22 protein-coding genes and 3 pseudogenes are annotated in these 25,342 nt (G+C 61.4%); 17 read left to right on the top strand and 8 right to left on the bottom strand.

The window, feature by feature from the left end; all coding sequences use genetic code 11:
* Nucleotides 1-22 precede the first annotated feature (22 nt).
* The 3 genes from QTA57_RS02425 to fsa are packed head-to-tail and all read right to left on the bottom strand — an operon-like array spanning nt 23 to nt 2,372.
* Nucleotides 23-946, bottom strand: coding sequence for a tyrosine recombinase XerC (locus tag QTA57_RS02425; RefSeq protein ID WP_290153388.1), 924 nt, complete (start codon nt 944-946; stop codon nt 23-25).
* 4 nt (nt 947-950) lie between these two features.
* Nucleotides 951-1,664, bottom strand: a complete 714-nt coding sequence (locus QTA57_RS02420) for a DUF484 family protein (RefSeq protein ID WP_407933492.1) — start codon at nt 1,662-1,664, stop codon at nt 951-953.
* Between the two features lie 54 nt (nt 1,665-1,718).
* Nucleotides 1,719-2,372 carry a fructose-6-phosphate aldolase gene (gene fsa / locus QTA57_RS02415; protein WP_145212354.1) on the bottom strand — a complete coding sequence of 218 codons (654 nt, stop codon included), beginning with the start codon at nt 2,370-2,372 and terminating at the stop codon, nt 1,719-1,721.
* Between the two features lie 63 nt (nt 2,373-2,435).
* Between fsa and QTA57_RS02410 the strand changes: the two genes are divergently transcribed.
* The 4 genes from QTA57_RS02410 (at nt 2,436) to QTA57_RS02395 (ending at nt 7,725) form a co-directional block, all read left to right on the top strand.
* The gene (locus tag QTA57_RS02410) at nt 2,436-4,640 is read left to right on the top strand and encodes a primosomal protein N' (RefSeq protein WP_290153386.1); all 2,205 of its coding nucleotides are present in this window, start codon (nt 2,436-2,438) and stop codon (nt 4,638-4,640) included.
* 69 nt (nt 4,641-4,709) lie between these two features.
* Nucleotides 4,710-5,795, top strand: a complete 1,086-nt coding sequence (gene hisC / locus QTA57_RS02405; RefSeq protein WP_290153385.1) for a histidinol-phosphate transaminase — start codon at nt 4,710-4,712, stop codon at nt 5,793-5,795.
* The gene (locus tag QTA57_RS02400) at nt 5,792-6,727 is read left to right on the top strand and encodes a prephenate/arogenate dehydrogenase family protein (protein WP_290153384.1); all 936 of its coding nucleotides are present in this window, start codon (nt 5,792-5,794) and stop codon (nt 6,725-6,727) included. Before hisC ends, QTA57_RS02400 begins: the two co-directional genes overlap by 4 nt.
* Nucleotides 6,724-7,725, top strand: a complete 1,002-nt coding sequence (locus QTA57_RS02395; protein WP_290153383.1) for an extensin-like domain-containing protein — start codon at nt 6,724-6,726, stop codon at nt 7,723-7,725. The genes QTA57_RS02400 and QTA57_RS02395 overlap by 4 nt, the downstream gene beginning before the upstream one ends.
* Nucleotides 7,726-7,731: 6 nt before the next feature.
* On the opposite strand, the pseudogene QTA57_RS02390 reads toward QTA57_RS02395, so the two are convergent.
* A pseudogene (locus tag QTA57_RS02390) lies at nt 7,732-8,645 on the bottom strand (DUF2125 domain-containing protein).
* A 158-nt stretch (nt 8,646-8,803) separates the two neighbouring features.
* Here QTA57_RS02390 and QTA57_RS02385 point away from each other — a divergent pair.
* A complete protein-coding gene (locus QTA57_RS02385; protein WP_290153382.1) occupies nt 8,804-9,346 on the top strand; it encodes a gamma-glutamylcyclotransferase in 543 nt (180 codons plus the stop codon).
* 148 nt (nt 9,347-9,494) lie between these two features.
* Here the strand turns inward: QTA57_RS02385 and QTA57_RS02380 are convergent, their stop codons facing one another.
* Nucleotides 9,495-9,836, bottom strand: a complete 342-nt coding sequence (locus tag QTA57_RS02380) for a hypothetical protein (protein WP_290153381.1) — start codon at nt 9,834-9,836, stop codon at nt 9,495-9,497.
* Nucleotides 9,833-10,576: a DUF599 domain-containing protein gene (locus QTA57_RS02375; RefSeq protein ID WP_290153380.1), complete on the bottom strand. Its 744-nt coding sequence runs from the start codon at nt 10,574-10,576 to the stop codon at nt 9,833-9,835. The genes QTA57_RS02380 and QTA57_RS02375 overlap by 4 nt, the downstream gene beginning before the upstream one ends.
* A gap of 53 nt (nt 10,577-10,629) precedes the next feature.
* Here QTA57_RS02375 and QTA57_RS02370 point away from each other — a divergent pair, with 53 nt between their 5' ends.
* From QTA57_RS02370 to QTA57_RS02350, 5 genes and pseudogenes are all read left to right on the top strand, one after another.
* A complete protein-coding gene (locus QTA57_RS02370; RefSeq protein WP_290153379.1) occupies nt 10,630-12,069 on the top strand; it encodes an FAD-linked oxidase C-terminal domain-containing protein in 1,440 nt (479 codons plus the stop codon).
* Nucleotides 12,070-12,142: 73 nt separating this feature from the next.
* Nucleotides 12,143-13,287: pseudogene (locus QTA57_RS02365) on the top strand (FAD-binding protein).
* A 106-nt stretch (nt 13,288-13,393) separates the two neighbouring features.
* On the top strand, nt 13,394-14,716 hold the full coding sequence (glcF, locus tag QTA57_RS02360; protein WP_290153378.1) for a glycolate oxidase subunit GlcF: 1,323 nt from the start codon (nt 13,394-13,396) through the stop codon (nt 14,714-14,716).
* 153 nt (nt 14,717-14,869) lie between these two features.
* Nucleotides 14,870-15,718 carry a trypsin-like serine peptidase gene (locus QTA57_RS02355; RefSeq protein WP_290153377.1) on the top strand — a complete coding sequence of 283 codons (849 nt, stop codon included), beginning with the start codon at nt 14,870-14,872 and terminating at the stop codon, nt 15,716-15,718.
* Nucleotides 15,719-15,858: 140 nt separating this feature from the next.
* On the top strand, nt 15,859-16,320 hold the full coding sequence (locus tag QTA57_RS02350) for an Hsp20 family protein (protein ID WP_290153376.1): 462 nt from the start codon (nt 15,859-15,861) through the stop codon (nt 16,318-16,320).
* A 47-nt stretch (nt 16,321-16,367) separates the two neighbouring features.
* Here QTA57_RS02350 and QTA57_RS02345 read toward each other — a convergent pair whose 3' ends face one another.
* Together QTA57_RS02345 and QTA57_RS02340 are read right to left on the bottom strand one after the other, a co-directional pair.
* A complete protein-coding gene (locus QTA57_RS02345) occupies nt 16,368-17,543 on the bottom strand; it encodes an MFS transporter (RefSeq protein WP_290153375.1) in 1,176 nt (391 codons plus the stop codon).
* 22 nt (nt 17,544-17,565) lie between these two features.
* Nucleotides 17,566-18,438: a hypothetical protein gene (locus tag QTA57_RS02340; RefSeq protein WP_171557367.1), complete on the bottom strand. Its 873-nt coding sequence runs from the start codon at nt 18,436-18,438 to the stop codon at nt 17,566-17,568.
* 137 nt (nt 18,439-18,575) lie between these two features.
* Between QTA57_RS02340 and miaB the strand changes: the two genes are divergently transcribed.
* From miaB to lnt, 7 genes and pseudogenes are all read left to right on the top strand, one after another.
* A complete protein-coding gene (miaB, locus tag QTA57_RS02335) occupies nt 18,576-19,898 on the top strand; it encodes a tRNA (N6-isopentenyl adenosine(37)-C2)-methylthiotransferase MiaB (RefSeq protein WP_290153374.1) in 1,323 nt (440 codons plus the stop codon).
* A 272-nt stretch (nt 19,899-20,170) separates the two neighbouring features.
* A complete protein-coding gene (locus QTA57_RS02330; RefSeq protein ID WP_290153373.1) occupies nt 20,171-20,710 on the top strand; it encodes an OmpA family protein in 540 nt (179 codons plus the stop codon).
* A gap of 5 nt (nt 20,711-20,715) precedes the next feature.
* Nucleotides 20,716-21,078 carry a hypothetical protein gene (locus tag QTA57_RS02325; RefSeq protein ID WP_290153372.1) on the top strand — a complete coding sequence of 121 codons (363 nt, stop codon included), beginning with the start codon at nt 20,716-20,718 and terminating at the stop codon, nt 21,076-21,078.
* 173 nt (nt 21,079-21,251) lie between these two features.
* A pseudogene (locus QTA57_RS02320) lies at nt 21,252-22,267 on the top strand (PhoH family protein).
* A gap of 105 nt (nt 22,268-22,372) precedes the next feature.
* On the top strand, nt 22,373-22,867 hold the full coding sequence (gene ybeY, locus QTA57_RS02315; protein WP_290153371.1) for an rRNA maturation RNase YbeY: 495 nt from the start codon (nt 22,373-22,375) through the stop codon (nt 22,865-22,867).
* 43 nt (nt 22,868-22,910) lie between these two features.
* Entirely contained in the window at nt 22,911-23,816 is a 906-nt protein-coding gene (locus QTA57_RS02310; RefSeq protein WP_290153370.1) for a hemolysin family protein, read from the top strand.
* Nucleotides 23,803-25,332 carry an apolipoprotein N-acyltransferase gene (gene lnt / locus QTA57_RS02305; protein ID WP_290153369.1) on the top strand — a complete coding sequence of 510 codons (1,530 nt, stop codon included), beginning with the start codon at nt 23,803-23,805 and terminating at the stop codon, nt 25,330-25,332. Before QTA57_RS02310 ends, lnt begins: the two co-directional genes overlap by 14 nt.
* Nucleotides 25,333-25,342: the final 10 nt, after the last annotated feature.

The raw sequence follows: 25,342 nt of genomic DNA, 5'->3' as shown, positions 1-25,342 counted from the left end.
GCTTCAATGGGCAAGTTACGGCCTAAGCCTTGGGGTGGGCGCTTTGATAGACTTCAAGTAGGCGCGCGGTGTCGACGGCAGTATAAGCCTGCGTCGTCGAGAGCGAGGCATGGCCAAGCAGTTCTTGGATCGCGCGGAGATCACCGCCGGCGCTCAGCAGATGCGTCGCGAAGCTGTGCCGCATCGCATGCGGTGTGGCGGTGGCGGGTAGGCCAAGCTGCATCCGGGCCTGTTCCATGGTTTTCTGGATCTGCCGCGGGTTCAGGGCGCCGCCACGAACACCGCGGAACAGCGGCGTGTTGGGGTCAAGCCGATGCGGGCAGAGGTCGACATACTGCGCCACGGCCGCCCGTGCCGCCGGCAGAACCGGCACCTCGCGTTCCTTGCCACCTTTGCCGCGAATGCGCAGCACCTCGCCCAAGGGGAGGGTGTTTGCGGTCAGGCCAAGTGCTTCGGATATCCGCAAACCGCAGCCATAGAGCAGCGTCACGACAGCCAAATCCCGGGCGCTGACCCAATCGGTTTGGTGCTGCATCTCGACCGTGTCGAGCAGGTCGCGGGCCGCCGGGGCGGCCAGAGGGCGGGGCAGGGGCCGTTGGAATTTCGGCGCGCGGGCGGCCAGCACGGCGGTGGCGTCGAATCCGTCCCGCTCGGCCCACCATCGGAAGAAGCCTTTGACGGCGGAGAGCTTGCGCGCCAGCGAGCGGGCGCTCACGTTCCGGGCGCGCTCATCGGCCATCCAGGCACGCATGTCGCGGATTGTGAGATCCCGAAGCGGGGCAAGGCCGAGGCTGTCGCCATGATAGACGGTTTGGAAGCCCCAAAACCCGGCCACATCGCGGCGATAGGCCTCGACTGTGGCCTCTGCCGCGCCATCCAATGCGGTGATATGGGCAAGCCAGTGTTGCAGCAGATCGCGGGCCGCCGGGCTGAGCGCGAGTGTCATAGCCTCAGGCCAAATATCTCCGCATCAACCGCTCAAAGGCACCGTTGAAGAAACTCAACAGATCCGTGCCTTGGCTGGGGCGGAACTGATGCGGGTCTTCGGCGCCCATAACCAGCAATCCAGGAAGGCGACCTTCGCCGAGGTCAAGCCGCAACAGCGCTTCGGATTTGATCCAATCGGCCGCCTCGCCATAGATCACATCGGAGCTGTCCCCGACTTGGCGGAGCGTCACCGAGCGCTGCGGCACGTCGCGACCGCCGGTCAGATACTGATCGACAAAGCCGGGCGCGACGATGGTCAGCACATCCTCAAGCTTTTGTACTTTCGGCGCGGAGGTCTCGGTCGCTTCGGCGCTTTCAAGCACCAGGCGGACGCGATCGACCCGCAAAATCCCCGCCACATCGGTGCCGAGAATCTTCAGAAAGCTCTCGAAATCCGGCTGGTCCAGAAGGGCGATGATTGCGCGATGGATTTGATTGGTGCCCGAGAGGTTCTCATAGGCCGCGGCGATGACGGACCGGTGGGTATCCTCCAACCGATCCAGCCGATTTTCCAACCGTTCCATAGCGATGCCACGCATATCGACGATATTGCCGCCCATCTGCCGGTCATTCGCCGCAATCAGCGCACGCATAAGGTCACGGTCTTCGAGAATAAGCTCCGGGTCACTCAAGACCCGTTCCCGCCAATCGTCCAACATGTCTGCTCTTTCGCCCATTTTCCGCCTGCGCCTCAGTGTTTTTTATTTGTTGGCGCAGACCTTACACGATGTTTAAAGGATTTTCTGCCCCGTTTTTTCCCAATCCGCCAGAAACGCGGCCAAGCCCTTGTCGGTCAGGGCGTGATTGGCCATGGCTTTGATTACGCCCGGCGGCGCGGTTGCCACATCCGCGCCGATCAGAGCGGCGTCTTTCATGTGGTTTGCCGAGCGGATCGACGCGGCAAGGATTTCCGTCTCGAACCCGTAATTGTCATAAATCGTACGGATATCGGCGATCAAATCCATCCCGTCGAGGTTCAGATCGTCGAGCCGGCCGATGAAGGGCGAGATAAAGGTTGCGCCCGCTTTGGCCGCCAAAAGCGCCTGATTGGCGGAGAAGCAGAGGGTCACGTTGACCATTTTCCCTTCGCCCGACAGCACCTTGCAGGCTTTCAGCCCGTCCCAGGTCAGCGGCACTTTCACGGTGATGTTCTCGGCGATCTCGGCCAGCTTCCGGCCTTCTGCAATCATCGCGTCGGCCTCAAGCGCGACCACTTCGGCGGAGACCGGCCCATCAACCAGGTCACAGATCTCTTTGGTCACCTCGAGGATGTCGCGCCCCGATTTCAGGATCAGCGAGGGGTTCGTTGTCACGCCATCGACCATGCCCAGGTCATTGAGTTCTGCTATGGCATCGATATCTGCGGTATCTACGAAGAATTTCATCGTACGGTGTCCTTTCGGGTGGCAGCCGGGATCATTTGCCGGTCTTCTAGCGCAAGGGGCGGGATGCGGAAAGAGATGAGCCAAGACTATTTCGCAGAAGGAGAGCTGGTGGGCGTGTTGACCACCGAGCCGCTGGACCGGGTGCTGGATTATAAAGCGCCCGAAGGCGGCTGCTGGCTGGGTGCGTTTGTCGAGGTGCCATTGGGGCCGCGCAAGGTTTTGGGTGTGGTCTGGGGGCCGGGCCGGGGCGATTGGGATATTGCCAAGGTGCGCGCGGTGAACCGGGTCTTGGATGTGGCCCCGATGCGCGGAGAGTTGCGCGGGTTTTTGGAGAAGGCGGGGGCATATACGCTGACCTCCATGCCCGCGATGCTGCGCCTAGCGACCCGCGCGCCAGGGTTGTCGGACCCGCCCTCGATGCGGAAGGTCTATCGCCTGGGTGCGTCTGTGCCGGATCGGATGACCGATGCACGACGGCGGGTTTTGGCGGTGTTGGAGGAGTATGGCGGCTTGGCCTTCACGCTGAAGGAACTCAGCGAGATGGCCGGGGTGACCTCCTCGGTCGTGAAAGGTTTGGCGGCGCAGGGCGCGGTGGAAGAAGCCGATACGCCGCGTGATGCGCCCTATCTCCCGCTTGACCCAGACCGCTCGGGCAAAGACCTGACCGAGGATCAGACGGTCGCCGCCAAGGTGTTGCGCGAGGCGGTTGGCTCCGGCACCTATGGCACGACGCTTTTGAAGGGCGTCACCGGGTCGGGCAAGACCGAGGTGTATCTAGAGGCCGTCGCGGCCTGTTTGAAAGCGGGGCGGCAGGCGCTGGTGCTTTTGCCGGAGATTGCGCTGACCTCAGAGTTTCTAACCCGGGTCGAGCAGCGCTTTGGCGCAAAACCGGCGGAATGGCATTCCGGCGTGACGATGACAGAACGTCGCCGCTGTTGGCGGATGTTGGGGCAGGGCGCGGCGCAGCTTGTGGTGGGCGCGCGGTCTGCGCTGTTTTTGCCGTTCCGCGATCTGGGTCTGATCGTTGTCGATGAAGAGCACGATACCTCCTATAAACAGGAGGACGGGGTTCTTTACAACGCGCGCGATATGGCGGTGCTTCGCGCGTCGATCAACGCCGCCCAGGTGGTGCTGGCCTCGGCCACGCCGTCCTTGGAAAGTTGGGCCAATGCCGAGGCTGGGAAATACGCGCGCCTTGATCTGACCGCGCGGTTTGGCGAGGCGGTTTTGCCCGAAATGCGGGCGATCGACATGCGGATGGAGGATTTGCCGGGCGATGCCTGGGTCTCGCCCAGTTTGCAAGCGGCGGTGAAGCGGCGGCTGGCCGATGGGGAGCAATCGCTGTTGTTTCTGAACCGTCGCGGTTATGCGCCAGTCACGATCTGCCGGGCCTGCGGGCATCAGGTTGGCTGTGACAATTGCGATGCGCGGATGGTGGAGCATCGGTTTCAGAAACGCCTGATGTGCCACCAATGCGGGGAGACGAAACCGATGCCGCTGGCCTGCCCGGAGTGCAAGGTCGAGGGGAAGATGGCCGCCGTTGGCCCGGGCGTGGAGCGGCTGGCCGAAGAGGCTGCGAAGCTTTTCCCGGATGCGAAACTGGCGGTTCTTTCCTCCGATCTGTTCGGCTCTGCCCGAGCGTTGAAAGCGCAGATCGAAGAGATTGCGCAGGGCGAGACCGACATCATTATTGGCACGCAACTGGTGGCCAAGGGCCATAATTTCCCGCGTTTGACACTGGTCGGTGTCATCGACGCCGATCTGGGCCTGCAAGGCTCCGACCTGCGCGCCGCCGAACGCACGTTTCAGTTGATGCGACAGGTCTCGGGCCGGGCGGGTCGGGTGGACAAGCCCGGTGTCGCCCTGATGCAGACCTTTCAGCCCGATCATCCGGTGATCCGCGCGATCCTGTCGGGCGATGAAGAGGGGTTCTGGCGGGCCGAGGCGGAGGAGCGGCAACAGGCCGGCATGCCGCCTTATGGCCGGATGGCGGGGATCATCCTGTCCGGCCCCGATGCGGCGCAAGTCTTTGATCTTGGAACGCATCTGGCGCGCACCGATGCACCGCTCCGCGCGCTTGGGGCGACGGTTTATGGCCCCGCCCCCGCGGCGATCGCGCGTATCCGGGGGCGGCACCGGGTGCGCCTTTTGGTCAAAGCGCCCAAGGGTGTGGCGCTGCAGCCTGCGATTGCGGAGTGGACTCAAGGATTGAAGCTCAAAGGCGGGTTGCGCCTTGCCGTCGATATCGACCCGCAGAGCTTCTACTAAAATCGGTTCCCTTGCCTGATTTGCCCCGCTATTAACCCCGAACGATCCAACGAGAAGGGACAGTTGCCCATGTCCGCCGCTATCCGCCCGCAACCCGGCATTATGGAGATCGCGCTCTATCAGGGCGGGGCGAGTGCCATTGCGGGTATCGAAAACCCGCTCAAGCTCAGCTCGAACGAGAACCCGTTTGGCCCCTCGCCCAAGGCGGTTGAGGCGATGCAAGCGGTCGTGGCCGGGCTGCATCGCTATCCCTCCACCGATCATGCGCCGCTGCGCGCGGCGATTGCCGAGATGCATGGGCTGGAGCCTGAGCGGATCATTATCGGTGTGGGCTCGGATGAGGTGTTGACGCTTTTGGCGATGGCCTTTGCGGGGCCGGGTGATGAGGTACTCTATCCTGAACATGGCTTCTCGCTCTATCGGATTTTTGCCCTCTCTGCCGGGGCGACGCCGGTTGTGGCGCCGGAAACTGATCGTGTTGTCGATGTGGATGCGATGCTCGCCCAGGTCACACCGGCCACGCGGCTTGTCTATCTCGCCAACCCCGCCAATCCGACCGGGACGCTGCTGAACAATACGGACCTGACCCGGCTGGCAGATGGCCTTCCTGCCGACTGCCTGTTGGTGCTCGACGGGGCCTATGCGGATTTTGTGCCGGGCTATGATGGCGGCGCGTCTCTGGTCAAAACCCGCGAGAATGTGGTGATGACCCGGACCTTTTCGAAGATTTATGGGCTTGGTGGGCTGCGTGTGGGCTGGGGCTATGCCCCGCAGCACGTGATCGATGTGCTGAACCGCATTCGCGGGCCGTTCAATATGTCGAGCCTGGCGCTAGCCGGGGCCGAAGCGGCGGTGCGGGATCAAGCCTTTGTCGATCACTGCCGTCAGGTGAATATCGAGCAACGCGCTCGGCTGGCGGGGGGATTGGCGCAGCTTGGTATTCCGTCCGATGAGAGCCACGCGAATTTCATCATGGCGCGGCTTGCCGATGAGGCCGAAGCCGTTGCGGCAGATACGCATCTGAAGTCACGCGGGATTTTGGTGCGGCTGGTGAAGGGCTATGGCTTCCCCGAGGCGCTTCGGATCACCGTTGGCCGACCCGAAGACGTCACGCGGGTGTTGGATGCCATGGCGGAGTTCAGAGGCGTGTCATGAGCATCTTATACAAAAGAGTTGCGCTGATCGGCCTGGGCCTGATCGCCGGGTCGATGGCCCATGCGATGCGCCGTGGCGGCTTGGCGGGCGAGATCATCGGCACGGCCCGCTCGGCCGAGACGCGGCGGATCGCGGCGGAGATTGGCCTTTGCGATCAGATCGCCGAGACGGCGGCCGAGGCCGTGAAAGGCGCGGACCTCGTCGTTCTCTGCGTGCCGGTCGGGGTCATGGCTGCGGCGGCCGAAGAGATTGGCCCACATCTGACGCCGGGTGCGACGATCACCGATGTGGGGTCGGTCAAACGCGATGTGATCGCCCAGGTCGAGCCGCATCTGCCCGAGGATGTGCATTTTGTACCCGGGCATCCGCTAGCCGGGACCGAGCATTCCGGGCCAAATTCCGGTTTTGCCGAGCTGTTCGACAATCGCTACACGCTATTGACCCCGCTTGAGGGCGCCGACCCGCAAGCGGTCGCGAAGCTGCGCGCGCTCTGGGAAGGCTGCGGCGCGAATGTTGAGGAGATGGACGCCGATCGCCATGATCTGGTGCTGGCCGTCACCTCGCACACGCCACATTTGATTGCCTACACGATGGTGGGTGTGGCCGATGATCTGCGCCGGGTGACCGATAGCGAGGTGATCAAATACTCCGCTGCGGGTTTCCGCGATTTCACCCGGATTGCGGCGAGTGATCCGACCATGTGGCGTGATGTGTTTCTGTCAAACAAGGATGCGACACTGGAGATTCTCGGCCGCTTCACCGAAGAACTCTTCGCGCTGCAGCGCGCGATTCGCACTGGTGATGGAGACCATCTGCACGATTACTTTACGCGGACGCGGGCGATCCGACGCGGGATCATCGAAGCAGGTCAAGATACCGATGCGCCGAATTTTGGGCGTGCCAGCCCGCGCAAAGAGGATGCAGCGGAATGAGGCTGGCCGTCTGGGCTTTGAGCGTTGTGCTGGCTTGGCCGGCGCTTGCCCAGGCACCAGATCGGTCGCCTTTCCCGACATCGCGCCCGGGCGGGATAACCGCCGCCCCGGCAGCCGAGGTGCGTCAGGCTTCCGCCACAACGCCCGCGCGTGTCGTGATCCGCGCCAGTGCCAACGCACCGCGCCGGTCGCTCCGCCCAATACTCCGCCCCGGTGGTTCGCCTTCCCAAACGGCAGCCGCGCAACCGATCGCGCCCGTGCCCGCCGCATCGGGCGGAACCGTTCAGATCGTCGAACGCAGCGGTCTGTTTGGGATGAACCGGCGTGTGCTGGAGGTGCGGGCGATCAATGGGGCGACACGGCTGGCCGTTGTGCGATCTTTGAGGCCTGAAATCCGCCCCGACGGGTTGGAACAAACCGTGCGGGCCGCCGCGACCCGCACCACGCCGTCGCGTGTGGCGCAGCCTGGGCGGCGCGGCGCGCTCTGCGGCCGGCCCGGGATCGTCGGCGAGCGTTTGTCGCCGATCACCGGTCGGATCAGCGGCTGCGGGATTGCCGAGCCGGTGCGTGTGCGCGAGATTGATGGCGTCACGCTCAGCCAGCCTGCGACGATCAATTGCGACGCGGCGCGGGCCTTGCAAACATGGCTCAATGACGGCGCGATCCCCGCGGTTGGCCGCACCGGCGGCGGCATCGCCTCATTGCGCGTGGTGGCGTCATACTCTTGTCGCACGCGAAACAGCCGCCCGGGCGCACGGCTCAGCGAACACGCCCGCGGCAATGCGATCGATGTGGCGGCGATTGGCCTGGTGAATGGCCAGGAACTCAGTGTGCTTAGCGATTGGCGGCGCGGCAACACGCGCAACCTGATGCGCCGCCTGCACAGCGAGGCCTGCGGGCCATTTGGCACTGTGCTCGGCCCGAATTCGGACCGATTCCACCAGGATCATTTCCATTTCGACGTGGCGAGCTATCGCTCGGGGCCCTATTGCCGCTAGGGCGCGCTACCGCAGCACCAAGCGCGGGGCGTCTCCCACGGGGATTGGGCCGAAAAACACCCGCTGATCCCGGAAGCTGAGAGGTGCATCGATATCGGTGTCGCGCCCCGAGAGGCCCGCGACCAGGCCCAAAATACGCTCGATCCCGCCGCGCGCTTCGACCGGAATGGCGCCGGCATTCACCCCCATCTCGACCATCTCGCGCCAGTTCTGCGCGCGGACCGAAATCTCGCCGGTTGGGTAGCCGTCGGCATCGACCGCCATCTCACCCGCGAGCCGCAGGGACAACTCCCCCAATTGGCGCTCAGATCGGCGAGATCAATCGACGTGATGCCGGGCCGCGACTGTTCCAGCGCCGTCAGGTCCCAGGGCCGATCAAAGCCCATGACCGCTTCAAACCGCATCAATTCAATCGCTTCGGGCAAAATGCCCGCAGGGTTCAGCACGGCTTGTACGGGCTCCGCCGGAGTCAATGCATTGGCCTCAAAGAGAATGTCATAAGTCGCGTTAGTTTCGGGCAGCCGCGCGACCTGAAGCTCCGCCGCTTCAAGCGCCATCTGCCACCCCTCGGTGCTGCGGACCGCGACATTGGCCAGGGTCATCTCAGATTCATCCAAGGCCAGATCGCCGCCCGGCCGCACTTCCACCACCGCGCCCATCTCGGAATTGGTGATCGTCAGCCGCTCAAAGGGAGACGCGAGACTTTGCTCAGGCGGCCAAATCGCCTCAATCCGTTGCGGTTGATAGCTCGGCTGTGTGATCTGAAACTCGGGCGCGATCCAGGCCCATCCGGTCTCAGGATCGGCCAGTTCGACCTCGCGCAGCTCCGTCCGAAACCGGATCGGATAACCACCGGTTTCAAGGCTCTCGTAGTTCACCAGCCAGCCTTCGGACGCGCGCGCGTCCAACCAGGCGCCCATCACTCGTTCAGTCCCATAGGCCCCGGCAAACCAAATGCCCGACCAGAGCACTGCGATGATGCCCAAGACCCAAAACCAAACGCGCATCGGCGCGATCTCCCCTTCAAATTCGTCTGCCCCCTGCATATAGGCAAGGGTTCAGGAAAGGACCATCTTCGATGTCTGATGCGCTTTGGGTCTTTGGATATGGCTCGCTTCTTTGGGATCCGGGCTTCGATGTGGCAGAACGGCGGCTGGCCCGGCTTGATGGCTGGCATCGCAGCTTTTGCATGTCGTCGATCCACCATCGCGGGACTGAGGAGAACCCAGGGCTGGTCTTGGCGCTTGATGCGGCCGCGGGGGCGCATTGCGACGGTGTGGCGCTGCGGGTTGTCGAGGGGCAGGAAGACGCGGTGCTCGCCTATCTGCGGGAGCGGGAGCTGATCTCCTCGGCTTATTTGGAGACCCGCTTGGTGGTGGATTTCCACTGCACGGGGCAGGCCGAGGCGCTGACCTATGTGATCAACCGCCAGCACCGGCAATATATGGGGGCGCTCAGTCTGGAGACACAGGCGAGGATCATCGCGCGCGCCACTGGCGGGCGGGGCCCAAATGACCAGTATCTCTACAACACCGCCGCCCATCTGGCGGAGCTGAACTTGGCCGATCCGGACATGGAGTGGTTGGTGCGTCGGGTGCAAGCGCTGACGACTAAGGCGTGATGTTGGACAAGTTCGGCGCCGCGACTTGACGCATCTTTGGGTGCGATCCCGGCGCATCTTTCATCAGCGCCGTCTATACGACCGGCGGTTTGTCCTGAGTATCTGACATCGAGTGTGCGGCGACCCAATCCGCATGAGCCGGTCGGTGTCACTCAACCTGTAACACGAACCTTTCATCGCCCCAGCCGGTGACATTGCAGCGGGCGCGGATGAAGACCTGCGTGACGCCCTCTGGGATCGTGACATTGCCGAGTGAGCGGGTGAAAGGTTGTTCCTCAACATGTGGGTGAAACAAAGTTCGGGTGCCGAGCACGGTGCCGTCTTCAAGTTCGACTTGCCACCCATCGGCGTAGTGATCCCAACCTGTATCCGGATGGGCCAGCGTCACATGGATCGTGTCCCCCCGTTGTTCGGCAGCCAGAATTTCGGGGGGCTCGGCCAAGGCCAGGGCAGGGAAAAGCAAGGTCGCGGCAATCAAGGCCAGTCTCATGGCATCTCTCCATCATCGGTCAGGATAACTTCACGGGATGTCGAGGCGAAATCCCGGCTCCAGATTCCGTAGGAGATAATGGCGGTCGCGGCCAGAAGCGGCAAGGGGCCAAACAGCCACGCCAAGGAGCCGAGCGAGAAATAGATCGCGCGCATGCCGCGGTTGAAATTATAGGATGCGCGAATGTTGATCACCGCAGCTTTTGCTGCCCGTGAGGCGGCATGCGGATCATCCGGCTTGTTCGGGATGGCGGCCATCATGACGGCGCAGTAGCCGAAGAGCCGGTTCGACCAGACGAAGCGCAGCACCGATTGGGCGAGAAGGCCAACGGTGAGCAGAAGCTTGATCTGCCACATGAGGGCGGTTTCCTCCTCAAGGGTCAGGTCGCGAGCGACGACCAAGAGTTGATCGGAATTACTGATCAAGGTGAGCAGCCCGCCAAGTGCCAGCATTGCGCCAGAGGCAAAGAACGCGGTGCTTTGGCGCAGATTGGTCAGGATCGTCGCGTCGAAGATCCGCATCTCTCGCTGCACCAGCTCGTCCATCCAGGCGCGCCGATAATGCGACATCAGCACGGTGACCGATGGATGGCGGACCCGATCCGATTCAATCCAGGCCCCAAGCCCGCCCCAAGCGGCGAGCAGGAGCCCGACCGCCAGTGCATCAAGCCAGCTGAGAGAGGTTATGACCGAGAAGAAATCCATCCTCTGAACCTTAGCGATTGAGATTCCAGTTGCCATCCGGTGAAATTGGTTATATTTATTTACCAATACCGGATGGGAGGACCGATATCATGGAGATGCCAACACCGGATCCAGTCGTTCTGGAGAAGAAATCGGCGCTGGTTGCGCGACTTCTATCGGTTTTGCCGAAAGAGGCTGTGATCCATGAAGAGGCGGAGACGCGTGCTTATGAATGTGACGCGCTCACGGCCTATAAGTGCCCGCCGCTGGCCGCCGTCCTTCCGTCATCGACCGAAGAGGTCGCGGCGATTCTGAAGATTTGCCATGAAATGGGCGTCCCGGTGGTGCCGCGTGGTTCGGGCACCTCGCTTGCCGGCGGGGCCCTGCCCACGGCTGATAGTGTTATCCTGGGCGTTGCCCGGCTGAACGAGGTTTTGGAGACCGATTATGACAATCGGTTCATCCGCGTGCAGTCCGGTCGGACCAATCTGAGCGTCACGGGTGCCGTTGAAGAAGACGGGTTTTTCTATGCGCCAGACCCATCAAGCCAGTTGGCCTGCGCCATTGCGGGCAACGTGGCGATGAACTCGGGCGGGGCACATTGCCTGAAATATGGGGTGACGACCAATAATCTGTTGGGTGTCACCATGGTCACCATGGATGGTCAGGTGATGGAGATTGGCGGCGCGCATATGGATGCGGGCGGGTATGACCTTTTGGGCCTGATCTGTGGCTCGGAAGGGCAATTGGGTGTGGTCACCGAGGCGACGCTTCGGATCTTGCCAAAGCCCGAGGGCGCGCGGCCGGTGCTGATTGGGTTTGATGACAATGAGGTCGCAGGTGCTTGCGTTGCCGATATCATTAAGGCGGGCGTTCTGCCGGTTGCGATTGAATTCATGGATCGGCTTTGCATCGAAACCACTGAGAAATTCGCCAATGCGGGGTATCCCGACTGCAATGCGCTGTTGATTGTCGAGGTCGAGGGATCGGACGCCGAAATCGACGAACAGCTTGGCGTAATCCTGCAGATCGCGCGCAAATACGACCCGGTAGAGCTGCGCGAGAGCAAGTCGGCCGAAGAGAGTGCCAAGATTTGGCTGGGCCGGAAATCCGCCTTTGGCGCGATTGGGCAGATCAATGATTACATGTGTCTCGACGGCACGATCCCGGTCTCCAGCCTGCCATACGTGCTGCGTCGCATTGGGGAGATGAGCGAAGAATACGGGCTTCAGGTTGGCAATGTCTTCCATGCGGGCGATGGCAATATGCATCCGCTGATCTTGTTCGATGCGAATAAGCCTGGAGATTTGGAAACCTGCGAAGCCTTTGGTGCGGAGATTTTGAAGCTCTGCGTTGAGGTGGGTGGGTGTCTGACCGGCGAGCATGGCGTGGGCATTGAAAAGCGTGATTTGATGAATGCGCAGTTCAATCCGGACGATCTGGAGCTTCAGATGCAAGTGAAGGATGTGTTCGATCCGGCCTGGCTACTGAACCCGGCGAAAGTCTTCCCGCTTGATGCCTCCCAAAGCCGTAGGGATGTCGCCGCCTGACGGCGGCGATCCGCCGGGGCCGCGGCCCCAAGCCCGACGGATATTTATCACCAGAAGAAGGACAGGCCCGGTGCTGACCCCGAAAAGTGAAATTGAGTTGTCCGAGATGATTTCGGACACGACCGGGCCGCTGCGCGTGCAAGGCGGTGGGACGCGGCCGATTGGTAAGCCGGTGATCGGAGAAGGCCTCTCGACGGCGGGTCTGAGCGGGATCGAACTTTATGAACCGGGTGCGTTGACCATCGTTGTGAAAGCTGGAACCCCGCTGGCAGAGGTTGAGGCGGCATTGGCGGCGGAAAACCAGCGGCTGCCCTTTGAGCCGATGGATCATCGGGCCTTGCTTGGAACCAGCGGCACGCCGACTGTTGGCGGGATGGTGGCGGCCAATGTATCCGGGCCGCGACGGATTCAGGCCGGGGCGTGTCGTGACAGCTTGATCGGTGTGCGGTTCGTGGATGGCACGGGCCGGATCGTGAAAAATGGTGGTCGGGTGATGAAGAACGTCACCGGCTATGATTTGTCAAGCTGATGGCTGGGAGCTATGGCACGCTTGGGGTGTTGACCGAGTTGAGTTTCAAAGTGTTGCCAGGGGTCGCGGCGACCGCTTGTCTGCTCTTGAAAGGGTTGGACGACACGGCGGCGGTGTCGGCGATGGCGGCGGCGCTTGGGTCCCCATTTGAAGTGTCGGGTGCGGCGCATACGCCCAAGGGCCTTGATGGCTCGCCGGTCACGATGATCCGGATTGAAGGCTTTGAGGCCTCGGTGGCCTATCGGGCGGCAGAGCTGCAGAAGATCTTGGCGCGGTTCGGCGAGGCGGACGTCGAAACAGGCTTGGTGGGTGACAGTGGCGGATTTGGCACCGATGCCGGCTGGGCCTGGGTGCGCGATGTGACGGGTCTGGCCGAGCAAGCCGGGGATGTCTGGCGGGTGTCGGTCAAGCCGTCGGATGCGCCGGAGTTGGTCTCGCGGATGGGGGCGCTGGACGTGCTCTATGATTGGGGTGGAGGTTTGGTCTGGGCATTGATGGCTCCGGGGACCGACCTGCGGGCCAAGCTCGGCGATGTGCCAGGTCATGCGACATTGATCCGCGCGGCAGAGGACACCAAGGCGCGACTGCCCGTGTTCCAGCCGGAGGCAGCGCCGATTGCGGCGTTGTCAGCGGGATTGCGAGAGAAGTTCGACCCGCGCGGCATCTTGAACCAAGGGTTGATGTCATGAGCGGCAGCACATCGAGGATGCGCTTTGATCCGGTGGCGAGCGGCAGCTTATGCCATGGGGCGACCAATGCGAAACGGCTGGGCAGTAGAGATAGGCAGATGATCTAATGCAGACAACCTTCACACCCGAACAGCTGCTGGACCCGGCCACGGCGCGATCAAATGAGATTTTGCGCTCTTGTGTGCATTGCGGATTTTGCACCGCGACCTGCCCGACCTATCAGGTTTTGGGCGACGAGTTGGATAGCCCCAGAGGGCGGATATATCTTATAAAAGATATGTTGGAGAATGACCGGCCAGCGGATGAGAAGACGGTCAAACATATCGACCGCTGCCTCAGCTGCCTGGCCTGCATGACGACTTGCCCATCCGGTGTGCATTACATGCATCTGGTCGATCATGCGCGCGAATATATCGAGCAGACCTATAAGCGACCTTTCACGGATCGGGCGTTGCGTTGGATTTTGGCGCGGATTCTGCCCTATCCGACCCGATTCCGGCTTGCGCTGTTGGGGGCAAAGATCGGACGGCCCTTTGCGTCTCTGATGCCGGATGCGCGGTTGAAGGCGATGCTTGAAATGGCGCCGAAAACGATCCCGCCGGTAAGCCGCAATGACGACCCGCAAGTGTTTCCTGCGGAAGGGGAGCGCAAGATGCGGGTGGCGCTGATGACCGGCTGCGCGCAGCGCGCGCTGAATACCGATATCAATGACGCGACGATCCGGCTTCTGACGCGGCTCGGCTGCGATGTGGTGATTGCTGAGGGGCAGGGGTGCTGCGGGGCACTGACCCACCACATGGGCAAAACCAAAGAAAGCCATGCGACAGCCGCGAAGAACATTCAGGCCTGGAGCAGGGAGATGACGGGCGAGGGGCTGGACGCTGTCGTCATTAACACCAGCGGATGCGGCACGACCGTCAAGGATTACGGGCATATCTTCCGCAACGAGGCTTTGGCGGAGCAGGCCAAGGCGGTGAGCGAGATTGCTATGGATGTCTCTGAAGTGTTGATGAAACTCGACCTGCCCGAGGGGGCGGACAAAGAGTTGACCATCGCCTATCACGCCGCCTGTTCCTTGCAGCATGGGCAGCAGATTAAGACCTACCCCAAAGATCTGTTGAAGCGGGCGGGGTTCAATGTCGTGGAACCAGCGGACAGCCATCTGTGCTGCGGTTCGGCGGGGACCTATAATCTGATGCAGCCGGAGATTTCGAAACAGCTCAAAGACCGCAAGGTGCAAACGCTGGAGGCGAAAAACCCCGACATCATCGCGGCGGGGAATATCGGCTGTATGATGCAGATCGGCGGCGGTACGGAGGTTCCGATTGTCCATACCGTGGAACTGCTCGATTGGGCCACGGGCGGACCAAAACCCCCGGCTTTGACCGCCGAGAGGACGTCTGGCTCCGCGGTTCCGATACTGCGCTGATCGTTCGCCCCTGACGAAATTGAGCGCCTCGGGCGCACGCCTTTTGATCTGGGCAGTGCCCGGGTCAACGGTGCGCGCCGGGTGCATATATGGGCCTCAATTTCGCCCCAGTATCCCGATAAACGCCGGGTCGGTTTTGCTTGGAGGCCGGTCATGACGCGTCTTTTTAAGGCATTTGGTCTATGTTTTCTTGTTGGTTCAGGCGCTTGGGCGCAAGGGCTGCAACTGCCCACTATTGAGCCGGACACCGCGTTGCGCCCATTGCAAACGGCGGATGAGTTGCGCGGGTGGGAGGCTATTGGCCGGTTAGACACTGGCACCGGGTTTTGCACAGCAACCTTGATCGCGCCCGATCTGGTTCTGACCGCGGCGCATTGTCTGTTCGATGAGACAGATGGGACGGTGACACGGAGCCCGGACGCGATCTTGTCGTTCAACGCGGGTCTTCGCAACGGGCGTGTTGTGGCGCAGCGCGGTGTGAAGCAGACGATCCTGCATCCCGAATACACCTATGGCAGCCCCGAAGATTTGGAGCGTATCCGGGTCGATATGGCGCTCCTGCAGCTGGATCGCGAGATACCTGAGCAGATGATCCGCCCCATGGCCACACGTGGCAGCGTGGAAACCGGTGATGTGGTGCAGGTTGTGTCCTATGGCCGGGATCGGGAGGAGTTCGCGTCGCTTGAAGATGACTGCGAGGTCTTGGCCGATGATCCTGGCGTCTTGGTCCTGTCTTGTTCGGTTGTGCAGGGGTCTTCCGGGTCGCCCGTGATGGTGAACCGCGATGGACAGATGAATGTCGTCTCCGTGGTCTCGGCCACGGCGGATTGGCGGAATGATCCCGTCGCGTTGTCAGCCGAGTTGCAAGGTGAGTTGGTGGTTCTGTTGGACCTTCTCGACCGGTCGAATGCGCAATTCGTACGTTCTCTGCCGCAGGTGCGCAGCCTTTCTGGCGCGAATGATGGGCGCGAAAGCTCGGGCGCGCGGTTTGTGCGGCCTTGAGCCGGTCTTGAAACGTCGGAGATACTTTCACACATGATGGCTGTCGCGGTGCCCAATTGGGGCCGGGACACTCACCAATGGGCGGGTCCGATCCTGGACCGTCCGATCTGATTGTTGTCGCTCAAATGGAGGATAACCCTATGCGCACCTATGATTTGTCGCCCCTTTACCGGGCAACCGTTGGCTTTGACCGAATGGCCGACCTTTTGGACCGGGTGATGACCCAAGATGTGGGTGCCAGCACCTACCCCCCGTACAATATCGAAAAGACCGATGAAGATGCCTATCGCATCTCGATCGCCGTTGCAGGCTTTGCCGATGAAGAGCTGAGTGTCGAACAGCGCGAAACCGAGCTGGTCGTTGCAGCGCGTAAGGCAAAAGACGAGACCAAGCGGACCTATTTGCACCGCGGTATTGCAACGCGCGCGTTTGAAAAGCGCTTCCAACTGGCGGACCATGTGCGTGTGACGGGAGCCTCGAATGAGGCCGGTATGTTGCATGTGGATCTGGTGCGGGAAGTGCCGGAGGCGCTCAAGCCGCGGCAGATCGCGATCAACGCCGCCGCTCCCAAAGCGATTGATGCGGAGCCGGTTGAGGCCTAAGCCCCGGCTTTGTTATGATTTGAGCGCAGCCCTTTCGGGCTGCGTTTTCAGTTGCGCGGGAGCCGGTTTAGGAGAACCGCGCCGGCCAGTGGTGCCAGGACACAAAGGATCAAGACAGGGCCATATCCCGCCAATCCAAAAAGGGCTGCGCCCAAAAATGGCGCCAGCGCGAAAAGCAGTAGATAAGGCGTTGCGACCGCCCCCGAGATGGCACCGAAATCGCGCTGACCAAAGACCTCGCGGGCGACGACGGGGCGCATGATGCCAACGACGCCATGACCTGCGCCCTGCAGGAACCCGAAGAGCAAGACCACCCCGGCAACCCATCCCGCCGCGGCCATCATCACAGCGCCGAGTGCCACGGTGCCCATCGCGAGCTGCGCGATGCGGATGGCGGGGATATGCGGGCCAGCCGCCATCATCGCGATCCGGCCGATCACCTGCGAGGGGCCGATCAAGGCGGCTGCCAAGATCGCCAGATCGTCTGGCACCCCTTGTGCCGCCATGATCGGGAGAAGATGGCTCACGAAAATGCCTAAGGTCAGGGCTGAGGCCGCAAAACCGATCGCCGCGAGCCAATACTCCGACCGGCGGAGGAGCCTTGCAGGCGGCGCTGCCACGTCTTCTGTTTCTTTTGGTTGGTCTGCGCGCGCGTCCCGTTCCAGACGGGTCGCGGCGAATGTCGCGAGGGGTGCCGCAAGGACCAGATTCAGCGCCGCGAAGACGTAGAGCGCCAACCGCCAGCCACCAATCTCGGTCAGCCAGTGGCTCAACGGATAGGCCAGGGTGCTGGCAAATCCGCCGACAAGCGTAATGGCTGTGATCGCCTGGCGTACGGCGGGGCCTTTGGCGCGGGTGACGATCGCAAAGGTGGCTTCGTAAAGGGAGAGCCCCATGATAACGCCCATCGCGGCCCAAATTAGATAGAAGGCCCAAAGCGTCTCGATCCCCGTCAGCCCGAGCAGCAATCCGGCCCCTATCACCGTCCCCAGCGGCAGGCTCAGAGGGGCCGCGCCGCGATCAATCAGCCGCCCATAGAGCGGTGCCCCAAGGGCGTAGATCGCGATGGCCAGCGTGAAGGCGCCCATGATCTCCGGACTGCGCCAGCCGAACTCGGCCTGCCATTCAAGCACCAAGGCTGGAAAGCTATAGAACAATCCGGCCCAAACGGTGATTTGCATCCCCATCAAGGCCAGAATGGCTGGATCGCGGATCAGGCGCATCGCCCGCCCCGCTGATTTGATGTCAGAACCATTGCCCCGGTTCCATCAACCCCAATTGCATCAACTGCTGCGATGACCAGTGGAAGCGTGTGGATTTGTGCCAGCGGAAATCGGGCACATCATGACGCGAGCCGGGATTGGTGCGGAGCGCCTTGGCCACCCGAAAGGAACAGATGGTGGCTGAAAGCGAATGATGCCACGGGCACTCATAGGTGTTCATCTCTTCATCATTCAGCGTGTGATTTTCACGCAAGCGCAGCCCGGGGCGGGCCTGAAACAAGCCGACACGATCAATCTTGCGCTTTGGTTCTGGCACATGTTCCTCGAACCGCCAGCGCAGGCCACCATAGAAATTCAACTGACGCTCAAGGATTTGATCATCGGCATTGCGCCGGGTCGCGGCGTAGTAGCCGGAGCTGTCGATATGCGCGGTGTCGAGAGAGACACCGTTGGGATATGCTGTCAGATCGTCGGCATAGAGGTCGATCACGTAGGTTAGGATCGAGTTGCGCCGCTCCTCCATCGTGAAGGCGACGGCTTCGCCAATGCTGCGGTCTTCGCAAAAGGGGAAGAAGAGAAACTCACCATTGTAGCAGTAATGCAGCCACTGCCCCGGCACTTTGTCGATCAAGGCATTGACCGCGTCCTGCGCCGCCCCTTGTTGCCGGGTGCGATGGCGGATGACATCAATCTTGTCTGAAATCTCTGCCGGGTGATCCGGAAGTGCAATCTGATCCGGGGCCAGCAGAATGACCCGACCAAAGCCAAGCTGAAGGCAGTGCATAACACTTGCCTCAACCTCGATCGCATCCTCGGCGACAATGACTGCGAAAGGGCCTTTGCCCATCGCGGAAGCTGGGGCGGCGCGGAACGCCTCAAGTGTCGGGTAAATCATGCCTGTCTGCGGGGTTGGTCTTTGCCAAGCAGTGTGCCCGGCAATGGGTAAGATTGCAATTCCAATGGCTCGGCCCGTTGAAGGTCGCCCGCCCATGAGATATGGGCCAGGGCCAACACCCCGCAGGAGCCGCAACGATGTCCGAGACCAAGAAGCTCTTCGTTAAAACCTATGGCTGTCAGATGAATGTCTATGACAGCGAGCGCATGGCCGAGGCTTTGGGCGCGAAGGGTTATGTGCAGACCGATCGCCCGGATGATGCGGATATGATCCTGCTCAACACCTGCCATATCCGCGAGAAGGCGGCGGAGAAGGTCTATTCGGAATTGGGCCGGTTCAAACCACTCCGCGAGGCCAATCCGGACCTGAAGATTGGCGTGGCCGGATGTGTGGCGCAGGCCGAAGGCGAGGAGATCATGCGCCGTCAGCCCATGGTTGATCTGGTTGTCGGGCCGCAAACCTATCATCGGCTGCCCGCGATGGTGGATACGCTGGCCGAGGGCGGTAAGGCGCTCGACACGGATTTCCCGGAAGAGGACAAATTCGCCCATCTGCCGAAGGGGCGCAAAGCGCCGCGCGGGCCAACTGCGTTTCTGACCGTGCAGGAGGGCTGCGATAAGTTTTGCGCCTTCTGCGTCGTGCCCTACACCCGTGGGGCGGAGGTGTCGCGCCCGGTTGAGCGCTTGTTGGGCGAGGCGCAAGACCTGGTCGAGCGCGGTGTCCGCGAGATCACGCTTCTGGGTCAGAACGTGAATGCCTATCACGGGCAAGGTCCCGAAGGGGCGGAATGGGGGTTGGCGCGGCTGATCCGCCGTTTGGCCGAAATCGACGGGCTGGAGCGTATCCGCTTCACCACCTCGCACCCCAACGACATGGAAGACGAATTGATTGCGGCTCATGGCGATTGCGCCAAGTTGATGCCGTATCTGCATTTGCCGGTGCAGTCAGGGTCAGACCGCATTTTGAAGGCGATGAACCGGAAACACACGGCCGAGCACTATATTCACCTGATAGAGCGCATTCGTGCGGCGCGCCCCGATCTGCTGCTCTCCGGCGATTTCATCGTTGGCTTTCCAGGGGAGACCGAGGCGGATTTCCAGGCGACGCTCGATCTAGTTGCCGCGGTGGGTTATGGCCAAGCTTACTCTTTCAAATACTCATCTCGACCCGGGACGCCCGCCGCCGAGCGCGCGCCCGTGGACCCGGATGAGGCAAGTGAGCGGCTCCAACGGCTTCAAGCGCTTCTGGGCCAGCAGCAACGCGCCGCCCAAGATGGCATGGTGGGTCGCGAGGTTTCGGTCCTGTTTGAAAAGCCTGGTCGGTTGCCGGGGCAGATGGTCGGCAAATCTGAGTATCTGCATGCCGTCCATGTCGACGCGCCGGAGACCCAACGAGGAGAGATCGCGCGCGTCAGAATCACGAACTCTGCGGCCAACTCTTTGGCGGGCGTGCTTCTCTGACGCTGCCGCGTTGACTGACGTCGGCCCGGCAGAGGTGCGCGGTTAGCCAACGTTTTCCGAACAATGGCCCCAAGCGGTGGTGCAGTGTTTCCGTCTGGGGAACTATATTTAGTAAAATTGGCTTCACAAGATCACAAAACTTGCTATCCTCCTGCGAATAAATGGTGTTTTGCGCTGCGCTCTGCCAGGCGCGCTTTTAGCACAGAGAATTGGGGGATGCTGACGTGGTTACACAACTCTCATCGGCTGTGGGGTCGATAGTCCGAACAACTTTGTATGGCGCCGCGCTGGGGGCGGTTGCGCTGTTTCTGCCGACCGGCGCCGCACAGGCGCAACAAAGCGCGACGATTACGGGCACGGTGGCGCCAACGATCTGGATTGATCCAGATGGCTGCCATCACTGGGTCGCCGATGGTGGGGTCGAAGGCTATATGGAAGGCCGGGTGAACCCGCGAAATGGGATGCCGGTGTGTATGGAGTTCAACACCTGCGCGGTGATGAATTCGGATGTGCTCTTCGCCACTGATAGCTCCCGGATCAGCCATGCAGGCCGCCGCGCGCTTGAGGATTTCTTCCGCGGTGCCGGGGCCTTCGCCTACGCGATTTATGGCCACACCGATAGCCGCGCATCGGATGAATACAACATCCGCCTGTCGCAGCGCCGTGCCGCCTCGGTGGCCAGTGTCGCCCGCTCCGTTGGGGCGCAGGTGGCGCGCGAGATCGGTTTTGGCGAGCGCCAGCCGGTCGCGCCAAACAATTCGGCTGCGAATATGCAGTTGAACCGTCGCGTTGAAATCGTTTGCTACAGGTGACCGCTATGATCCGTCTTGAAAACATGAAGACCCCAGCCGTCCTTGTCGCTTGTACTTTGGCTTTGGCTGGATGCGTCGAATCCTTTGAGGGTGTGGGTCCACCGCGGGGCGATGGCCCGCCGCTGATTGCTGTTGGGGAGGATCGTGGCCGCGACTCTGGTTCGCTAACCCAGCTTGAAGCCGGCATTTTTATTGATCCCGATGGTTGCCACATCTGGATGATTGATGATGGCTTGGAAGGATATTGGTCCCGTCGCCGCGATCCGCGCAGTGGTCTGCCGGTTTGCACGCCGGTTGCCCCGCCCAACTCTGTTGTTGGCGAAATCAGCGCGAGCCCCGGCATCCGCGACCGCGTTCCGCGGCGATAGTCCCCGGTCTCAGATTATTTGGCAAGTTGAGCGGGCGGTCCCATTGGGGTTGCCCGTTTTCTATGCTGAGTGGCCCAATACCCGCCTTTTTGTTCGCTATCGGCCACAAGATGTTGCTTTGCGCCGCTAAGGTTGCCACACTGTAAGCAAGCCATGTGATTTGGGAGTTCCCATTGGACTTGTCCACGCTGACTGCGCACCCCGCCGACCCGCCTGTGGAACTGCTGTTAGAATTTCCGGACAACCGTTTGTTGATCGAGCTTTGTGGTGAGTTCGACCGCAATCTCGCACAAATAGAACATCTGATGAGCGTTCAGATCCTGCGCCGTGGCAACATGCTCGCGGTTCTGGGAGAGGCGCGCGCCGAGGCGGGCGAAGCGCTGCGAAAGCTCTATGAGCGGGTCGAGTCTGGCAAAGGTCTGGAACCTGGAGATATCGACGCGGTTGTCCGTTTGGGTGATTCCGCCGAAGGCACAGGGGCCCGCGACGGCGATCAGATCGAGATGTTCAAAGGAGTGCGGAGGATCATATCGAGATCCGTACGCGCAAGAAAACAGTCGAGCCGCGCACCCAGGCGCAGCAGGCCTATGTACGCGCGCTTTATAATCACGAACTGGCCTTTGGGATCGGGCCCGCCGGGACCGGTAAGACCTATTTGGCGGTTGCGGTTGCGGTGAACCAGATGATCAACGGTCATGTGGATAAGATCATCCTCAGCCGCCCTGCAGTCGAGGCAGGCGAGCGTTTGGGCTTCTTGCCGGGGGATATGAAGGACAAAGTCGATCCTTACATGCAGCCGCTTTACGACGCGTTGAATGATTTTCTGCCGGGCAAGCAACTGGCCAAGCTGATCGAGGAAAAACAGATCGAGATCGCGCCCTTGGCCTTTATGCGCGGGCGCACGCTGTCGAACGCTTATGTGGTGCTGGACGAGGCCCAAAACGCCACCGCGATGCAGATGAAGATGTTCCTCACCCGGCTTGGCCAAGGCAGCCGGATGGTTATCACCGGTGACCGCAGTCAGGTGGATTTGCCGCGTGGTGTCTCAAGCGGTTTGGCCGAAGCCGAACGGATTTTGGGACGCATCGACGGGATCAGCTTCAACTATTTCACCGCCAAGGATGTCGTGCGTCATCCCATGGTTGCGAAGATCATCGAAGCCTATGACGCGGATGATCCGGCGAAATAACCCATCACACCGCCACCTGCGTTGCCAGTAACGAGCGCTGGTTCCACTCAAGCGGATGCGAAGCTGCGGGCTGGACAATTGGCCTTACTTGGGATGGATGGCCGCATGGAGATCGACATTCTCATCGAGGCATCGGAATGGGAGGCGGTTGGGCTTGAGGCCCTAGCCGCTACCGCTTGCGCGGCCGCGCTGGCAGAGATCAGTCTGAACCCGGATCAGTTCGAGATTAGCCTGCTTGGCTGCGACGATGATCGGATTGCGACGCTCAACACCGAGTTTCGCGGCAAGCCTCAGCCAACCAATGTTTTGAGTTGGCCGACAGAATCGCGAGAGACGGCTCCAGGAGAAATGCCAACTTTGCCGATGCCAGATCCCAATGGCCCACCGCATGAGTTGGGCGATATCGCAATCGCCTATGGGGTTTGTGCAGCCGAAGCCGCAGCGCAGGGCAAGCCGATTGAGCATCATGTGACCCATCTTTTGGTGCATGGCACGCTCCATCTGTTGGGTTTTGACCACATATCCGACCCCGATGCCGCTTTGATGGAAGGTTTAGAGACCCGCATCCTTGCAAGACTGGGTCTGCCTGACCCATATTGATCAAACGGGCCGCAGTTGGTCCGGTATAGTTTGGAAAGGAGCCATGAGCTCAACCCCTGACCCGTCGTCTAGCGCGGCGCAGAGCGCGCCCGAGGCCGATGAGACGCTAGAGAGAAAACCCGGCTTGTTTGCCCGGCTCTTTGGTGCAGATCGCACACCCGATATCCACATTGCCAATGGTGCCGATACGCTGCCCGCTGAGGATGGCGTGCCTGGCCCGGTGCCTGGCACCGGCATGTCCAACCTGCGCCGGTTGCGCGTGGAAGATGTGGCCATTCCGCGTGTGGAGATCATCTCAGTCGCCTGCGATATCGAGTTGGATGATTTGGTTGCCGTGTTCCGGGAGAGCGGGCTGACCCGCTTGCCGGTCTATGATGGCACCTTGGACACCCCGATTGGCCTGGTGCATTTGAAGGATGTCTCTCTGCGCTATGGGTTTAATGGCGGCGGCAACGGCTTCTCGCTGCGCACGATGTTGCGCCCGCTGCTTTATGCGCCGCCCTCGATGCCGATTGGCGTCTTGCTGCAGAAGATGCAGACGGACCGGACCCATATGGCACTTGTGATCGATGAATATGGCGGTGTCGATGGCTTGGTCACGATCGAGGACCTGATCGAACAGGTTATCGGCGAGATCGAAGACGAACATGACGTCGAAGAGGATCAACCCTGGACCCGCGAAAGCTCCGGTTCCTACTTGGCGTTAGCGCGCGCGCCCCTGGAGGAGTTCGAGGCTGAGACCGGTTTGAAACTGGTTGATGCCGAGGATGACGACGAAATCGATACGCTTGGCGGGGTGGTGTTTCTGCTGACCGGGCGTGTCCCGGCGCGGGGAGAAGTTGTCCCGCACCCGTCTGGGGCGGAGTTTGAAGTGGTGGACGCTGATCCACGCCGGATCAAACGGCTGCGTGTCCGCTTGCCGGAGGGGGCGAAGGGTGCCGCTGGCTGACAAGGCCAGCGCCTGGTTGGCCGCGCGCAGTTTCCGGCAACGTCTCGTCTTGAGTTTCGCCGCCGGAACTGTCGCGGGTCTTGGTCAGGCGCCCTTTGATTTGCCCCTGGTCTCCGTTTTGGGCTTTGCGGCATTGATTGGCTTGTTGATGCTGGTCGGCACGGCTCGACGCGGGTTTTGGCTCGGGCTGTGGGGTGGGGCCGGATACTTCGCAGTATCGCTCCACTGGATTGTCGAGCCATTCTTTGTGGACCCGGTCCGCCACGGTTGGATGGCGCCCTTCGCGATTGCGTTGATGTCATTCGGCTTGGCGTTGTTCTGGGCGTTGGCGGCGGGTCTGGCTGTGCGCTTGGCCAAGCCCGGCTGGTCGCGCGCATTGGCTTGGGCGGTGCTCATGACGGTTGCGGAACTGGCCCGCGCGAGCGTTCTGACAGGATTCCCGTGGGCCCATCCGGGACATATCTGGATTGATACGGCGCTGTTGCCGCTGGCAAGCCTTGTGGGGCCCCATGGTCTGACCCTTTATACAACCTTCATGGCCGCTGTCCTTGCCGCCTTGGTGATCCAGCGCAGTAGGGTCGCGCTCGGGGTCCCGCTTGTTCACGTGGCGATGATTGGGCTCGCCTTGGCAATGCCGCCAGCGCCTCTACCAGCGGCTGACGCGGCGGTGGTCCGACTGGTTCAACCCAATGCCGCGCAACACCTGAAATGGCAGCCCGAGATGATCCCCGTCTTCTTCGAGCGCGCGATAAACCTCACAGCAGCGCCGCCGCAGATTGAAGATCGTCCGCCCGCGATGGTGATCTGGCCCGAAACCTCTCTGGCCGCTTTGTTGAACCAATCCGAAGACTGGCGCGCTGTGATCTCAGACGCGGCAGGTCTGGTGCCGGTGATCCTGGGCGCGCAACGGTTGGAGGGGGTCACAGCCCGCAACTCATTGGCCCTTTTGGATGAGGCCGGGGCCATCACCGCGATCTATGACAAGCATCATTTGGTGCCCTTTGGGGAATATGTGCCTTTGGGCGATCTGATGGCGCAGGCGGGTATTCGTGGCCTCGCTGCCGCGCTCCAGACGGGATATCGGCCGGGCGAAGGACCGACGGTCTTGGATCTGGGCGATCTGGGGGATGCCTTTTTGATGATCTGCTATGAGGCGATTTTCCCAAGCTATATCCGTCAGGTAGACAGGCCGGACTGGATGATCCACATCACGAATGATGCGTGGTTTGGGCAATTCTCTGGCCCCTATCAACACTTGGCGCTCGCCCGTCTGAGGGCGGCGGAGCAAGGGATCCCGGTGATCCGGGCGGCCAATACTGGCGTGTCCGGCGCAATTGATGCGCGGGGCCGGGTCGTCAGCCATTTGCCGCTTGGCGTGGCGGGTGCGTTGGATGTGGTTTTGCCACCGCCTCTGCCACCGACAGTCTATGCGAGATTTGGCGATTTGCCGGTCTATCTCGTGATTCTCGCAACGTTTTTGGGGCTGGTTCTAGCCCATCGCCGCAACAGGCATTGAACCCGCCTGC

The organism is Fontisubflavum oceani (assembly GCF_030407165.1).
In the GTDB taxonomy this organism is placed as follows: domain Bacteria; phylum Pseudomonadota; class Alphaproteobacteria; order Rhodobacterales; family Rhodobacteraceae; genus Rhodophyticola; species Rhodophyticola oceani.
The sequence above is the reverse complement of the archived record's forward strand: the minus strand, read 5'-3'. Positions and strand labels throughout refer to the sequence as shown.